The sequence below is a fragment of the Parashewanella hymeniacidonis genome, assembly GCF_016900895.1.
Classification (GTDB): domain Bacteria; phylum Pseudomonadota; class Gammaproteobacteria; order Enterobacterales; family Shewanellaceae; genus Parashewanella; species Parashewanella hymeniacidonis.
Map to the genome: position 1 here is coordinate 1 of NZ_JAFEUN010000107.1, position 15,322 is coordinate 15,322.

The 15,322-nt window shown below is 39.9% G+C and carries 13 protein-coding genes; 7 read left to right on the forward strand and 6 right to left on the reverse strand.

Annotated elements, in window-relative coordinates; translation table 11 throughout:
- Positions 1-599: 599 nt before the first annotated feature.
- The 5 genes from rppH (at position 600) to JQC92_RS17595 (ending at position 6,052) form a co-directional block, all read left to right on the forward strand.
- Positions 600-1,112: an RNA pyrophosphohydrolase gene (gene rppH / locus JQC92_RS17575; RefSeq protein WP_129946738.1), complete on the forward strand. Its 513-nt coding sequence runs from the start codon at positions 600-602 to the stop codon at positions 1,110-1,112.
- Between the two features lie 129 nt (positions 1,113-1,241).
- On the forward strand, positions 1,242-3,485 hold the full coding sequence (gene ptsP, locus JQC92_RS17580) for a phosphoenolpyruvate--protein phosphotransferase (RefSeq protein WP_205000860.1): 2,244 nt from the start codon (positions 1,242-1,244) through the stop codon (positions 3,483-3,485).
- A 24-nt stretch (positions 3,486-3,509) separates the two neighbouring features.
- Positions 3,510-4,313, forward strand: a complete 804-nt coding sequence (locus JQC92_RS17585; RefSeq protein ID WP_205000861.1) for a sulfite exporter TauE/SafE family protein — start codon at positions 3,510-3,512, stop codon at positions 4,311-4,313.
- Between the two features lie 80 nt (positions 4,314-4,393).
- Positions 4,394-5,200: a prolipoprotein diacylglyceryl transferase gene (gene lgt, locus JQC92_RS17590; RefSeq protein ID WP_205000862.1), complete on the forward strand. Its 807-nt coding sequence runs from the start codon at positions 4,394-4,396 to the stop codon at positions 5,198-5,200.
- On the forward strand, positions 5,201-6,052 hold the full coding sequence (locus JQC92_RS17595; protein WP_205000863.1) for a thymidylate synthase: 852 nt from the start codon (positions 5,201-5,203) through the stop codon (positions 6,050-6,052).
- A 66-nt stretch (positions 6,053-6,118) separates the two neighbouring features.
- Here JQC92_RS17595 and JQC92_RS17600 read toward each other — a convergent pair whose 3' ends face one another.
- Positions 6,119-7,309: an alginate export family protein gene (locus JQC92_RS17600; RefSeq protein WP_205000864.1), complete on the reverse strand. Its 1,191-nt coding sequence runs from the start codon at positions 7,307-7,309 to the stop codon at positions 6,119-6,121.
- A gap of 124 nt (positions 7,310-7,433) precedes the next feature.
- Positions 7,434-8,690, reverse strand: coding sequence for an MFS transporter (locus tag JQC92_RS17605; RefSeq protein ID WP_205000865.1), 1,257 nt, complete (start codon positions 8,688-8,690; stop codon positions 7,434-7,436).
- 153 nt (positions 8,691-8,843) lie between these two features.
- Here JQC92_RS17605 and JQC92_RS17610 point away from each other — a divergent pair, with 153 nt between their 5' ends.
- Together JQC92_RS17610 and JQC92_RS17615 are read left to right on the forward strand one after the other, a co-directional pair.
- On the forward strand, positions 8,844-9,380 hold the full coding sequence (locus JQC92_RS17610; RefSeq protein ID WP_205000866.1) for a hypothetical protein: 537 nt from the start codon (positions 8,844-8,846) through the stop codon (positions 9,378-9,380).
- Between the two features lie 98 nt (positions 9,381-9,478).
- Positions 9,479-10,234 (forward strand): hypothetical protein, encoded by a 756-nt coding sequence (locus tag JQC92_RS17615; RefSeq protein WP_205000867.1) that lies wholly within the window; start codon positions 9,479-9,481, stop codon positions 10,232-10,234.
- Here JQC92_RS17615 and JQC92_RS17620 read toward each other — a convergent pair.
- From JQC92_RS17620 to JQC92_RS17635, 4 genes are read right to left on the reverse strand one after another with little or no spacing between them, the layout of a single operon-like run.
- Positions 10,218-10,922, reverse strand: a complete 705-nt coding sequence (locus tag JQC92_RS17620) for a glutamine amidotransferase-related protein (RefSeq protein ID WP_205000868.1) — start codon at positions 10,920-10,922, stop codon at positions 10,218-10,220. The two genes, JQC92_RS17615 and JQC92_RS17620, sit on opposite strands and share 17 nt — an antisense overlap.
- Positions 10,919-12,064 (reverse strand): iron-containing alcohol dehydrogenase, encoded by a 1,146-nt coding sequence (locus JQC92_RS17625; protein WP_205000869.1) that lies wholly within the window; start codon positions 12,062-12,064, stop codon positions 10,919-10,921. Before JQC92_RS17625 ends, JQC92_RS17620 begins: the two co-directional genes overlap by 4 nt.
- Positions 12,065-12,068: 4 nt before the next feature.
- Positions 12,069-13,460 carry an aldehyde dehydrogenase family protein gene (locus JQC92_RS17630; RefSeq protein WP_205000870.1) on the reverse strand — a complete coding sequence of 464 codons (1,392 nt, stop codon included), beginning with the start codon at positions 13,458-13,460 and terminating at the stop codon, positions 12,069-12,071.
- Positions 13,461-13,473: 13 nt separating this feature from the next.
- Positions 13,474-14,847 carry a glutamine synthetase family protein gene (locus tag JQC92_RS17635; RefSeq protein WP_205000871.1) on the reverse strand — a complete coding sequence of 458 codons (1,374 nt, stop codon included), beginning with the start codon at positions 14,845-14,847 and terminating at the stop codon, positions 13,474-13,476.
- Positions 14,848-15,322: the final 475 nt, after the last annotated feature.

The window sequence follows — 15,322 nt, forward strand, 5'->3', positions numbered from 1 at the left end:
GTGTTTTGTTCAGAATCGCCATTTTATTTTGATAGTTGTCGTGGTTGACTTATTATCTCAAAAATAAAGCTTTTCTCCTCAGATTTTTCTTCTTAATTTGTTACCCATGTTTGATGGGTTCCACTTTTTACATTAAAGGGCTTAAACCAAAAATATACCTGTGGTCAATCTAAATTTTGTGGTTTTTTTAGGCTTGAATGAAAAAAAATGACCTTCAGCTGTGTATAAAAATATTCTAAATTTAAGATTGTAAAATAGAAAATGTGAATGGGTTAAAAACTGTTCTATGTCTGTGAAGTGGATCAAGTTAAAATATATTTTTATGTAAGTAATTGAAATTAAATTTTTTTATATTTTTAGTCGGAAGGTTGAGTCTTTACTTTATAATTGTAAATGGCAGTCATTGTTCACTTTTTCAAAGTTTTGAACAGAGATATCCACAGAAATTGTGGGTAAGCTGATAAGTATCTGAATTGTAATGTTGATAAGTTAAGGTTTATATCAAGGTTATCCCAAAACACTGTGTAAACATAGATTTGCCGAAGTTCAGAGTTTGTGAAACAATCAGTTTATAAATGGGAAAGAAATATGGAGTCCATGTGATTGATAGTGACGGCTTCCGTGAAAATGTAGGCATCATTATCTGTAACAAATTCGGTCAAGTCATGTGGGCCAGAAGATTTGGACAACATTCATGGCAGTTTCCACAGGGTGGTGTGGATGACGGTGAAACTGCAGAGCAGGCGATGTACCGTGAACTCTATGAAGAAGTTGGCTTATTGCCAGAGCATGTGAATATTCTATCAGTAAGTCGCTCATGGTTGAGGTATCGTTTACCTAAACGATTAGTGAGACAAGACAGTAAACCTGTTTGTATCGGTCAGAAACAAAAATGGTTTTTACTGCAACTGAACAGTAATGAAAAGGCAATTAATCTAAACGCTTCTGGTCATCCAGAGTTTGATGACTGGCGCTGGGTAAGTTACTGGTATCCTGTAAGACAGGTAGTTTCTTTTAAACGAGACGTTTATCGAAAAGCGATGAAGGAATTTGCGCCTGTTGTGCTTGCTTTACAAAACACAGATACAGGACGAAGAAGGTTTAAAAGATAAGTTAAGAAGCGGCTCAATGAGTCGCTTTTTTTGTTTATATTCCGAATAGTAATGCTAAGTTTAGATTTGACATAAAAAGGCGTGTTTGAGATAAAAAGAATATTGTTCATTATTGATGGGAGGCGATAGTTGTTAACACTGCTAAAAAAGATCAGTCAAGAAATGGCTGCTGCCCAGCAATATGAACAGGCGCTGAATATTCTAGTTTCCAGCACAAAAGAAGCTATGAATACACAATGTTGCTCTGTCTTTATTTTGGAAGGAAGTAAACTCGTTTTATCTGCTACAGATGGCTTGAAAAAGGCTGCTGTTGGCAAGTTTAAAGTTCCTATCACTAAAGGGGTGATTGGCTGGACTGTTCAAAAAGAAGAGCTGATAAATCTCGCCGATGCAAGAGAACATCCACAGTTTTATACTTCACGGGTCTTAATGGAAGATGAGTACAGAGCTATTTTATCTGTACCTATCATTCACAGAAAGCAAGTCTTGGGTGTATTAGCAATACAACAATCAGAAGCTCGACAATACAACGAGGAAGAAGAAGCGTTTTTAGTGACGCTATCTGCTCAAGTTGCCGTCGCAATTAATGGCTTAAAGCAAAAGAAAAAAGTACAAGTAGCCCGCAGACAAGTACTTCTCAAAGGGGAGTCGGCTTCTCAAGGCGTTGCTATTGCCAATGCGTTAGTTATTGGTGGGCAAATCACGCTTGAACAGCCAAGCACTCCATGCACTGATGTCGATGTGGAGTATCAAAAATTATGTTCAGCTATTACTCGAACTCGAGCCAGCCTCGATGAAATTACTCAAAAGTTTAATAGTGAACAGCACGAAGAACTTGCTTCGATTTTTAGTGCCTTACATTTATTGTTAGATGAAAGTAGTTTGGGGGGGGAATACGAGAAAGAAGTGATGCTGGGGTGGAGCGCTGAATCTGCTGTTAGCCGAGTTTCTCTTCGCTATATAGAGCAATTCTCGGTCATGGATGATGCTTATTTAAAAGAACGCGCTACGGACATTAGAGATTTAGGTCAAAGAGTGTTGAGGCAACTTATTGAGCCTAATCGCATCAAGCTTGAACCTGATGAAAAAGTCATCCTAATTACTCGAGAAGCTGATGCAACCAGTTTAGCTGAGTTTCCTCGACAAAAGTTAGCAGGTGTCGTCTCTGAATTTGGTGGTATTAATTCTCACGCCTGTATTATGGCTAGAGCATTAGGGATTCCAGCCATCGTCGGTGTAGATAAGCTCTTGTTAGCGGAGCTTGATGGCAAGCAATTAATTCTCAACGCAAATCGTGGGCAATTACTCATTTCACCAACTCGCCAGATGCTAAAGGAGTATCGGGAGTTAATTAGTGCTGAACAAGCATTAGAGAGAAAGTACCGTCGAGAATTAAAAAAACCGACGATCACGGTAGACGGAAAGAGAGCAGAGTTACACGTCAATGCTGGTTTATTGAGTGGTATACATAATGAAACGGTGAAAGAGACGGATGGAATCGGCCTTTACCGCACTGAAATTGCATTTATGATGCAACCTCGCTTCCCGAGTGAAGCTGAGCAACACAAAATTTATTCCGAAGTATTAGAAGCTGTACCTGGGCGGCCAGTCATAATGCGTACGTTGGATATAGGCGGAGATAAGCCACTACCTTACTTCCCTATTAATGAAGATAATCCATTTTTAGGTTGGCGAGGCATACGGATGTCGCTTGATCATCCTGAACTTCTTCAAATTCAACTGAGAGCCATGTTACGGGCTGATGCAGGAAGGCAACAGTTACAAATTTTATTGCCAATGGTCAGTCATCTCAAAGAAATCGATGAGACACTGGAATACTTTGATAAAGCGCATCATGAAATCCAAGAAGAGCTCGGTAGCCAGCTTCAGAAGCCTAAAATAGGTATTATGATAGAGGTACCAAGCTTGATTTATCAATTAGATCAAGTGGCACAGCGAGTCGATTTTGTTTCTGTAGGCAGCAATGATTTAACGCAGTATTTGCTGGCAGTTGATCGTAATAACCCCAGAGTATCTAGCTTATACGATAGTTTGCACCCGGGCGTGTTAAGGGCTCTGCAAAGAATTATGCTGGACTGCCAACAACATCAACTTGAAGTGAGCGTGTGTGGAGAACTTGCCGGCGAACCTATGGGAGCAATGCTATTACTTGCAATGGGTTGTAATAAGTTGAGCATGAATCATGGTAATATAGCTAAAATTAATTACTTAATGCGACGTGTCAGTTTTACAGAGTTACAATGTATGTTGAGAAGAGCACTGTTACTGGACAGCGGTCAAGAAGTTCGAGATTTACTCACAAAATACTTATCTGCACAAGGTATAACACTCGAAGCTGACACTGACGTTTAGCATTATTCCTTTTGGAGTATACCTTTGGAAAATTTATTCGTCATCATCGGAATATGTATGATACTCGGAGCCTTTGTCGGTTTTATAGCTGGTTTGCTGGGTATCGGTGGTGGTTTGATTGTTGTTCCAGCATTAATGTACTTACTACCCAAAGCGGGTATTCAACCTCAATTTGTACCAATAATAGCCATAGCTACTTCGCTTGCAAATATGGTGCTCACGACATTCTCTGCCGCTACAGCCCATTATCGTAGGCGAAATATTTCACTGGATGTTGCAAAGGTTTTGGTGCCAGGCATTTTAATTGGGGCGCTATTCTCAGGTACTATTGCATCGTATATCCCTGCTGATCATATGAAAAAAATCTTCGCAGTGTTTGTTATTTTGATGGCCATAAATATGGCGAGACCTATAAAAGCCGAAGGCGCAGAAGGGGCTTTACCGAGTAAAGCCGTGTTATTAGGGTTAACGATTGTGATTGGAATCGTATCTGGTGTTTTAGGAATTGGCGGTGGTGTAATGGTTATACCTATGCTTTGTTATTTCGGATTGCAAATGCAAAAAGCCGTAGGTTTATCTAGCTTAGTTAGCCTGTGTGTTGCTCTTGCGGGTAGTGTGGGTTACATCATAGCCGGTTGGGATGTCACAGGCTTACCTTCGGGCACAATTGGTTACATCTATATTCCTGCTTTATTAGGTATAGCGGTAACTTCAACAATAGTCGCTCCTTTGGGGGTTAAAGCTGCAATGACATGGCCAACTAAGAAATTAAAACTGTTTTTTGCTATTTTCTTAGCACTTGTTGGATTAGAGCTCATTATAAGTTAAATGGGAACTATTGGATATTTACTCTGCTCAGATATAGAATCTGGACATGACTTTAACTCATTGAATTTTTTGGAAGCTTTATGGCACTTGAATTTCCACATATTGATCCAATCATGCTGCATTTGGGCACGTATGAAATATTTGGCCATACGTTTGAGCCTGCGCTTAGATGGTATGGTTTTATGTATCTTCTTGGTTTTATTGCGGCGATGATTTTACTTAACCGAAAAGCGGATAAGTCTAATGGTCTGTGGACTCGGGATCAGGTTTCAGATCTACTGTTTTATTGCTTTTTAGGTGTTATTTTAGGTGGCCGAATTGGCTATGTTCTGTTTTATCAATTTGATTATTTCATTAGTGATCCGATGTACCTTTTCCGGATTACTGAAGGTGGTATGTCATTCCATGGTGGCTTAATTGGTGTGATCACAGGCATGTTATATATTGCTTGGAAACAGAATCGTCACTTTTTTGCCGTAGGGGATATGGTTGCGCCTGTTGTGCCTATTGGCTTAGGAGCGGGGCGTATAGGTAACTTTATCAACGGTGAGCTTTGGGGCAGAGTTACTGATGTACCTTGGGCGATGGTTTTTCCAGGTGGTGGCCCGCTTCCAAGGCATCCTTCTCAGTTATATCAATTTGCTCTAGAAGGGGTTGCACTTTACTTGTTGTTATATTGGTTCAGTAAGCGAACGAAAAAAGAAGGTGCTGTTTCGGGTATGTTCCTTGTTGGCTATGGCGTGTTCCGTTGTGTTGTAGAAACTGTTCGTCAGCCAGATGCTCAATTAGGCTATTATCTTGGTTGTATCACGATGGGGCAGATTTTATCCGTACCTATGATTCTAATTGGCCTGTATTTAATTCTGAGAAACAAAGGACAAAGCTAAATGAGGCAGTATCTTGATTTATGCCAGCGCATTATTGATGACGGCGTCTGGGTAGAGAATGAGCGAACCGGTAAGCGTTGTTTAACGGTCATTAATGCTGATTTGACTTATGATGTTGCCAATAATGCAATGCCTTTGGTTACGACACGTAAAAGTTTTTGGAAAGCCGCAATTGCAGAATTACTCGGATATCTCAGAGGGTATGATAATGCGGCACAATTCAGAGCAATCGGATGCAACACTTGGAACGCCAATGCTAACGATAATGAAGCTTGGCTTAACAATCCACACCGAAAAGGTGAAGATGATATGGGGTTCGTATACGGTGCTGTTGCCCGTAATTTCCCTAAACCAGATGGTGGAAGTGTTGATTTAATTCGCCAAGTATTCGATGACTTGTCAAAAGGGATTGATAACCGTGGTGAGATCATTACTTTTTTCCATCCCGGTTCATTCCATTTAGGTTGTTTGCGACCTTGCATGTTTCAGCATCAGTTTTCGATTTTAAATGGCACCCTTTATTTAAACAGTTATCAACGCAGTCAAGATGTTCCGCTTGGTGGAAACTTTAACGCTATTCAAGTTTTTGCACTGCTCAAGATTATGGCGCAGATCACTGGTTTAAAAGCGGGTAAGGCTTATCACAAGATTGTGAACGCTCATATCTATGAGGACCAGCTTGAGTTAATGCGTGACGTTCAGCTAAAGCGCAAACCTCTCTCTTCTCCTGAATTGCACATTAACCCAAAGATTAAGAGCTTTGAAGATCTTGAAACTTGGGTAACGTTAGACGATTTTGAAGTGACAGGGTATGAGCATCATGAAGCTATCAATTATCCGTTTTCAGTGTAGTTTTACCTTTAAATAGATAAAAAAATAGCAGCCAATTGGCTGCTATTTTTTTGTGACAATGAACCTTTATAGATTAAAGTTCACATTCGCCATTAACCAAACTTTTTGTGTATCAGAAGCCAATTGATCGGCATCATAGTTTGCATATTTCGCTACTAGAGTTGTTGTCTTGTGGACTTTATAGCTAGCGACTAAATCAAATTCAGTACCGTAATCAGCGTTACCTTCTACAGCTTCGAATTGGTGATAGAAACCTGCAATATTAACAGGACCTAACTTAGTTGCAATTTTACCGTAGTAGTCGGTTACACCATTGTCCGGTGTACTTAAGAACTTATCAGCAAAGCCTTGGAATTTATGCGCGGTAGCAAGAGGTGTGCTGAAACCATATTTTCCACTATCACTGCCTAATTGCTCAAGGCCTAGTGTGATGTTGAACATAGAGATTTTCAATGTCCCATCAAGAGCATAATAGTTGGCGTCATAGCCATTAAATGATTGAGTCGCAAAGCTGGCATGCGTTTTTAGAGAACCAAACTTACCGTTATAGTCGATGCCGTAAGTGTTGTTTGAATCGACCCAGTCATCAGCATCAAGTAAATAAGCAAAACCAGTAAACTTATGATCGTTATTCAGTTTATAGTTCAAGTTTAGCAAATTGAACTTACCGTCTAAACCACGCTTAGGGCCATCTGGGCCAAAGATACGGTTCACATAATAAATGTAGCTATAGTCAGCTGAGAAAGCGTCACTAAATGCATGCTGACCACGTACCCCATCGAATGTTTGTTCGTTTTGGCGCCATGCGACACCACCAACAAAACGTTGATTGCCTAAATTGATGCGCTGACGACCTAAGGTAGCCACGGTAGCACCATCTTTATACTGTACATTCAATTGATTTAAGCTGGTTCCGGTTGGATCAGCCACAACAGGGTAGCCTGTTTTATTATGGAAAGCCGATGCGTCGTTATAATCATCAGCACCGATTGTACTTACATTATCAACTTCAGCATTGACTGAGAGATTATTGACAGTACCACTTTTGAAACTGAGTCGGCTTCTTAATGTAGAAGCATTAGCGTCTTTAGCTATACCGTCTTGATCGACATTTTCAAAACGATAGCGAAAGTTTAGTGTTGTTTTGCTGTCAGAAATAAATCCAGAATCTGCTGCAACAGCTGACACAGATGTCATTCCACTCAATACTGCTAATACAACAGCTGATTTTTTAAAGCAGGATAAAGTTTTATTCATAGTTTAGTCCTTTGCAATAAGCTTTATTGCGAAATACTTAAGAAGTGCGCACAACTATATGAGTATTTGTTATAAATGTGTTTGACTGAAATCAAGCTTAATAAATATTAGAAACCTTTAAAGTTTAAGGAGACTGGCTCGTAAGGGGGGAGCGAAAGTTATCTTTCCAAAAAAAACTGTATATAAGAAGTGGCCCGGCAATAACACAAGGTAGGACACTGATAGACATAAACATGCCATGTAAGTTGAGCTTTTCCAGTATTAAAGGCGTTAACCCGCCACAGATCGCAAAGCCTAAATTGTAGCAGCAAGCAACACCTGAGTACCTTACAGAGGTTGGAAAAAGTTCAGCAAGAATTGCGGTAAAAACCCCTAATATGAGTGCTGAACCAATGATAAGAGGTATAAAAGTAAAAATGATATTTGTTTTGTGGAAGTAAAAATAGCTCAAAGGAAAGAGACTAAATACAGCACAGCTCATTTGAACAATGGGTAAGCGACCGATTTTATCTGAAAGCATTCCCACGAGTACAGCACTGGTGCTTATAATGATAAAACTAGAAAAAACAAAGAAGTGAATGGTGCTTTTCATTACTCTGAGAGAAAGTTGTAAGCTCATCAATTGATAAAAAGAAGAAATAGAAATTGCCGCTAGAGATGTTAATAAAAAACCTTTAAATACAGATTTAGGATGCATTTTGAGCAACTGATAAATAAGAGGTGCTTCTTTGGGGAGGTGTTTTTCTTCTTCTGTAAAGTAGGAGGTCTCTTTGACGCTAAACCTTAAGAGTAAACTGATTAAGCTTAAACCTGCGCCGACAACAAACATGATTCTCCAGCCCCAAGCTAAAAACTGTTGCTGGGTCAGAAGCGAAGACAAGACAGACTGTAATCCGCTTGCCAGAATATTACCAAATGTTACGCCAAATATAATTAAACTTGTGCTGTAACCACGTTTGTGAGCATTATTATGTTCAGTGCAGAAAACAATCGCTCCAGGGACCTCTCCGCCCAGTGCTAAACTTTGCGTGACTCGCAGTACTGCGAGTAAAAAGGCTCCTATATACCCCATTTGTTGATAACTGGGTAATAGCGATATAGCCAGTGTCGCAAAGGCCATTAAGCCAATACTAAAGACAAATGCAGGCTTTCGTCCTTTTCTATCGCCTCTCTCTCCGATGATTGCACCTCCTATGATTCTACTTAAGTAACCAAAGGCAAAGATACCAAGAACCGCCATCAATCCGTGGTGCTGAAAATCAGAAGGATAAAATACTTTACTCAGTGTTGGGGCGAGAAAAATGATGAGTGCAAAGTCGTAAAACTCAATGGATGAGCTTAGTGTTGTTAGCACTCTTACTCTTTCTTGTTGTGTTGTCATCTTATTGATTCGTGAAGCGGTTGGTTGTTTTCGAACGTAAACTATCAAAACTTCCTCGAAATATGGGAGATATCTATATCCTTGTAAGCATTTATTCAGATGAAACCTACTAGTATTTTGTGACTGAAAATTAACCGCTTCGAGGTTGAGAGAATGAATAAATTAGCAAGAATAGTCTCACTGATAATTTTATCACCTATCTGTTATAACGCTTTTGCAAGTGTATCCATCCAAAATTCAAACCCTATGGGGAATTGCAATACTCATACACAAATGAAATTTGTTAGTAGTAGGGGAGCTTGGCGAGTTCAAGCTGTTCAACTCAATGAATTTGGAACGTTTGTGAAAGTCGATAATGGCTGTACACCAGTTTTAAGCTCTCAACTTGGGGATGATGGTGTCTCTCATATAAGAAAAGTGGCTGCTGACAATTTTGTTACACCTAAAAATTCATTAACCATTGGTCATGTACTTGGGAAAGATGAAGACTTTGATACCTCAGCTATTTTATCTATGGTGTATATTCCGAAATCTAACAACAAACATATTCATCCTACTAAGACGTGTTTGTTTTATATGAGTGCAGAAGGTCCTGCGATGCCAAGATATAGAACAATGGAGTTTAATGGTGCAAGGTGCACAATAAGAAATGACTTAGACAAACACATTGTGACATTAACAGCTCAGTAAAGAGTATTTAAAATACAGTTTTAACCTGAGATTAAGTAACACAAAAAAGCATCTATACTCAGTATTGGACATCCACTCGTTGTACAGGTAAGTAATTAATGACATCAGGAAAGCTTTATCAATCTCATATTGATTTGTTCCCAATCGATAAAGATGACCCAGAGGCACTTGCTAAGCGAAGAGAAAGCTTTGTTAACAGAGCAACTCAAGTTTTTGATGATGAAACGACAATAAATGAAGTCAGAGAGAGTATACCTCTTGAGTACCTTTTTGATTTATGGACAGAATTGAAAGTTGAAAACTTTTGGGAGATGCGACTCTGGTACCTAAATTGGCGGCATTTTTTAAAGTACCAAGATAGGCTAGCAGTGGTTTTTTTCGGCACGTTTACGCTTGAAACTCTTAATATAAACCTGAAGTTTGGCAATCAAGTGAAAGAACATGTCGAAGTTGTTTGGGAGGCTCATACAGAATACATAGATAAATGTAAGCCAGAAGATGTGAAGGTATTTATTGAGCGAGTTAAGTTAATGTGTGAATCCCCATTATTGCCAACACTTCTTAAGGACATTGATGACGTTGCATTGAGAAAAACTGCTTATATGCATTATGGCGACATATATGGTGTACCAGAAAATGATAAAGCCTTATTGGAAAGCTATGCAGAGCAATACGCTAAAGTGATAGTGGCAGATGAAATAGAAGAGATTAAATCTCTAATGAGTAAACGCAGTTCAACCAAAGAGTTGGATGCAATGTGGAAAGACATTATAGAAACGTTTAATTTGTCACGCCGCTTTCATGCAAGTGTTTTTGGCAGCGAGGTTGTACGACCCATTATTCCATTAAAATAAAATTGATGATCCATTTCGAAATCTGAATGTGATCACAAGGTAGTTTAAGGGATTGTTGAGCGTTCAAATAGGTGTCTTTAGGGTATTGGACTTTTCTGATGGACATAAGTGCTTCGATGTAACTTTTTGAAAACTCTGGATGCCCCTGAATCGTTAAAATTTGATTGCCGTATTGCAGCAGGTAGTTTTCACAAAAGAGACTTCCTGCAATAATTTCGGCTTTTTTGGGCTTTTCTATAATTTGATCTTTATGACTCACCACTAAATTAAATGTGTTCATTTTGGGTTGTTGCCAAGCCTGAGTAGTCAGTACTGAGTTTGTAGCGATGCCTATTCCCCAGCCTTTTCTAGATGTATCAACTCGCCCTCCCAATGTTTGAGCGATAATTTGATGGCCAAAACAAACGCCGATCAACTTTTGGTTTTGCTCAATCAGCAGAAGGAGCAGATTCGACAATTTCTGCATCCAGTCCAAATTATCTGATATACAGTGCCGACTACCAGAAATAAGCCAAGCATCGTAACCTGATAATGTGCTAGGAAATTCATGTTCGATGATTGCGTAAGTATCCCATTTGATATCATTTTGAACCGTTTTAAAAAGCTGTTCGAACATCTCAGGGTAATCACCGTGTTCGGGTTGAAGTTCATCTCTTACATGATCACACAGAAGCAAACCAATCTTCATAATTTTCCATTCACCGCATTCAAAAATATTTGTTGATATTGCTCGATTGAAAATGAAATAGGGTTCCCTGACGCGGCAGGATCGCTATGAGATAATGCTGCAATTTTTGTTGCATCTTTATCTGAAATACCAATATCTGCGAGGCTATGCGGGATGTCTATTTCACTTCTTAGCCAGATAACCCAATCAAGAAAACCGTCGAAATTCTTTTTTGGTAATTCAATATGGTTAGCGATTGGGACGATTTTTGAAGCAATAACCGCTTGGTTCGCCTTTAAAACGTATGGCATCAGAATTGCATTCAGTAGACCGTGATGGGCGTTATACATAGCACCTAAAGTATGAGCTAGTGCGTGCATTGCTCCTAGCCCTTTTTGGAATGCCGTTGCTCCCATTGTTGAAGCTATCAACATGTGTTCTCTGGCTTCTATGTCATTTCCATTTTGCACCGCTCTGACTAAATAATTCTTTATGAGCTTAATACCCTCAACAGCAATACCTTCAGCCATAGGGTGAAAGCTGGGCGAACAATAAGCTTCTAAATTATGAGAAAGGGCATCCATTCCTGTTGCCGCAGTTAAATTTGCTGGTAAACCTGTGGTTAGCTCAGGATCTAATATGACATAGGTAGGCAAAAGTTTGGGGTGAAAAATAATTCGTTTTCTTTGTGCCTGTGTATCCGTGATTACGGAGCAGCGTCCGACTTCTGAACCTGTTCCTGCTGTTGTGGGTATGGCGATAATAGGCAGGACTCCGTCCGAGTTGGCTTTTTTAAAGTTATCGTTATTATCTTCAAAATTGAAAAGGGGTAATGATTGAGCTGACATAAATGCAATTGCCTTTCCTGCATCGAGTGCAGAACCTCCACCAATAGCCACTACACCGTTAATGTTATTTTCCTTACATGCTTTTACACCCTCAGTTATTTGAATATCTGTTGGGTTGCCTGTGACAGAACTAAAAATTTGAGCTTTCAGCTTTAAGAAGATTTCGAACTGTTTGATAATCGGAGATGATGCGAGCCCTTGATCGGTCACAATCAATGGCCGAGTAATATTAAGTGCAGCACAAAGAAAATTGATTTGTTGGACTTGTCCGCGACCAAAGACAATTTCTGTTGGAAAGTGCCAGTTGAGAGCCATAATGTTATTTCCCTTGATTGATATAAAATGACTTAGGTCTGGTCACTGCGTTGTATCCAAGTATTGAGAGGCTACATCCATGGCCAGAGTTTTTAACACCAGTCCAGGCTAGAGCTGGATCAAGGTAATCACATTTATTCACGTAGACAGAGCCAGTCATGAGTTGCTTACCTATTCTTTTTGCTCTATGAAAGTCACTTGTGAAAACAGAAGCTGTAAGGCCATATTGGTTGTCATTGATGAGCTTGATAGCATCGGCATCATCAGAGACTTTTTGAATCCCTAACACTGGGCCGAATGTTTCTTCTGTCATGATGTCCATGGAATGATCAACCTGAGACAGCAATTGTGGCGCTAAATATGGCGTTCCGTTTTTGTTGATTTCAAATTTTGAAACATCAATATGAGTAACTGCACCTTTAGCAATCGCTTGATTTATTTGGGCCCTAACAAAATCCGCAGATCGAGTGCAAACCAGAGGGCCTAAATTCGTATTGAGATCATCAGGAGGACCTAACTGATAGTGATTTATGAGGCCTATCGCTTGTTCTAGCACTTTGTTATATATGTTTGCTGGTACATATAATCGCTCAATACTGCAACAAGACTGCCCAGAATTGTAATAGGCACCGCTGACAATCGACTCTACTGCCAATTCAATATCCGCATCATCACAAATGTAGGCCGCATCTTTACCACCAAGCTCGAAACCTGTGCCAAGAAAACGTCCTACAGCGGCTTTTTCTATTGCACTACCGCCCTTAACAGAGCCTGTAAAAGCAACGTGATGGATAGCTGTTTTTTTGACAAGAAATTCAACCCCAGCCTCATTGAGATGAAGATATTGAATAGTTGCCTTAGGTATACCCGCTAAGCGGCATGCTTCAACAATTCTTTCTGCGCAAAGAGGCGTTTGAGGAGAGTGCTTTAAGATAACTGCATTTCCCGCCACTAATGCTGGTATGAGGGTATTTACTGCCGTAAGTAGAGGGTAATTCCATGGTGCGATGATGGCAATTATGCCAACTGGCACTTTCTCTATATACCTCTCAACCCCTAACTTTTCTTCAGGGAAAACGTTTGATAATGCTGATTCGGCAATATCTAACATATAGTTTGCTCGAAAAGCGAATCCTTTAATCTCATCTGCAGATTGGGATATCGGCCGCCCCATTTGCCATGTAATTTCTTTAGCGATTTCATCTTTTAAACTGCTAAAGATTTCTATCGCCTGTGAACACAGTTGTTTTCTTTGATTTATTGATAGCGTTTGCCAGTCATGAAGTGCTTTATTAGCGGAATTTACTGAATCCTCGATCTCTTCACGAGAAGCTAGTTTACGTTCAACGTACACGGAGTTATCAATTGGTGATATCGTTTTTTGAATGTTAGACATAATCACAACTCGCTTAAATCAATTCAAAGTAACGTTCGAGCTCCCAATCAGAAATATGCTTTCTGAATTCCCTTTCCTCCCATTCCCGAGTTGCCGAGAAATGGTCAACAAACTCATCCCCAAACATTTCTCTAGCTGCTGCAGATTGTTTAAACATCTTAGTCGCTTGACCTAGAGTTTGTGGAAGAGGGTGTTCATGTTGATGCTTTTCATCATAGGCGTTTCCTCTAACAGGCTTTGTTGCTTGCCATTTATGCATTATTCCGTACAGACCAGATGCTAAAGCGGCTGCGAGTGCTAAATATGGGTTGGAGTCGGCTGCAGCTAGTCGGTATTCGATACGTTGGGAGTTTTCATCACCCGGAATCACGCGTATTGCCGTAGTTCGGTTATCGACTCCCCAAGTTGCATGTGTCGGTGCCCAGAGTCCTGGCGTGAGACGATGGTAACTGTTGATATTCGGTGCAAGTAATACTAAAAACTCAGGCATTAACCTTTGTTGACCTGCAATAAAGTGCCTCTGAATATTACTCATATTGTGTTCGTGACTCGGTGCAAAAAACTCGGAATGTCCATTTTTTATGGCGTTCAACGAAATATGAATGTGTCCGCTTTGTCCCGGGTAATCCTCTGACCAGCGAGCCATAAAGGTCGCCATCAACTCATTTTTCTGGGCGAGAACTTTCATGAATGTTTTGAACAGCGCTGCTTTATCTGCAGCACTTTCTGCATTATCAACTGAAATGGCAGCTTCAATTACACCAGGCCCAGCTTCTTCATGAAGGCTCTCTATTGGAAAGTCCATATCTTCAGCGAGTGATAAAATTTGATGGTACAAATCGGAATGAGTTGAGTTCCTAAGTACAGAGTAACCACACCAATCGGGTGAGAGTGTTTTTAAATTCTTAAAACCTTTTTCACGAATAGACTCAGGTGTTTCTTGAAACATAAAGAATTCATATTCAAAGCCTGCGTTAACAATAAAACCTTGTTCAGTTGCAAAATGAATGACCCGTTGCAAAACTGATCTTGGGCAAATACTTTGAGCTTTTTTAGTAAACTCGCATACAAAAAGTAGCGTGCCGTTCTCATCGGGGAGTTCTCTGCAGGATTCCGGTATGATGCGCATTTTTGCATCAGGGTACCCTGTATGCCAGCCAGTAAAGTGAGTGTTATCGTATAATTGGTTTTTGCAGTCCCAACCTAATGCCACATCACAAAAATCAAAGCCTTTATCGAGTGATGAGAAGAATTTCTTTTTGCTCATGTACTTGCCGAGCATGTTCCCATCCATATCAAAAAAGCCGACTTTGACATGGGATAAGCCTCGAGCATCGACAATCTTTTTAGCATCAGAAATGGTTTTTACTTCTCTTGGATATAGCATAATCATCACTCCGTCGGTGTTAACAGAAGAAATGGCTTCAATTTCGGCTCAGTAGGACTTTAGGAAACTTAGGCCAATGAAGAATAAATTTGCTTGGTACAAATGAGTATAGACACGGAATAGCCAGCTCTCGAATTTAACGTGGATTTGGCTACTGGTTTAAGAGATATTTGAAATAAGAGAGTTGAAATAGAAATAAATAATGAAACTAATGGGATAGTGATACTGACTTCGAAGGAATCATAATGAAGCAATATCACTATTGAAAAAAGACTTGCCAGTACTCATTAGATTGACGTTCTGCATAACCTGAAAACATCATGCTATACCCATGATACTTGAAGATGCATGCTTCAGGACTTTTTCAGCGCCAATTCTTTGAGGCGCATTAGCGAAGGAATATCGGGATTCTTTCGAGCTAATGTAACAAAGAAGAATTGGCGCTGAGAAGTCCACGCAGTGCGAGTTGCACAGC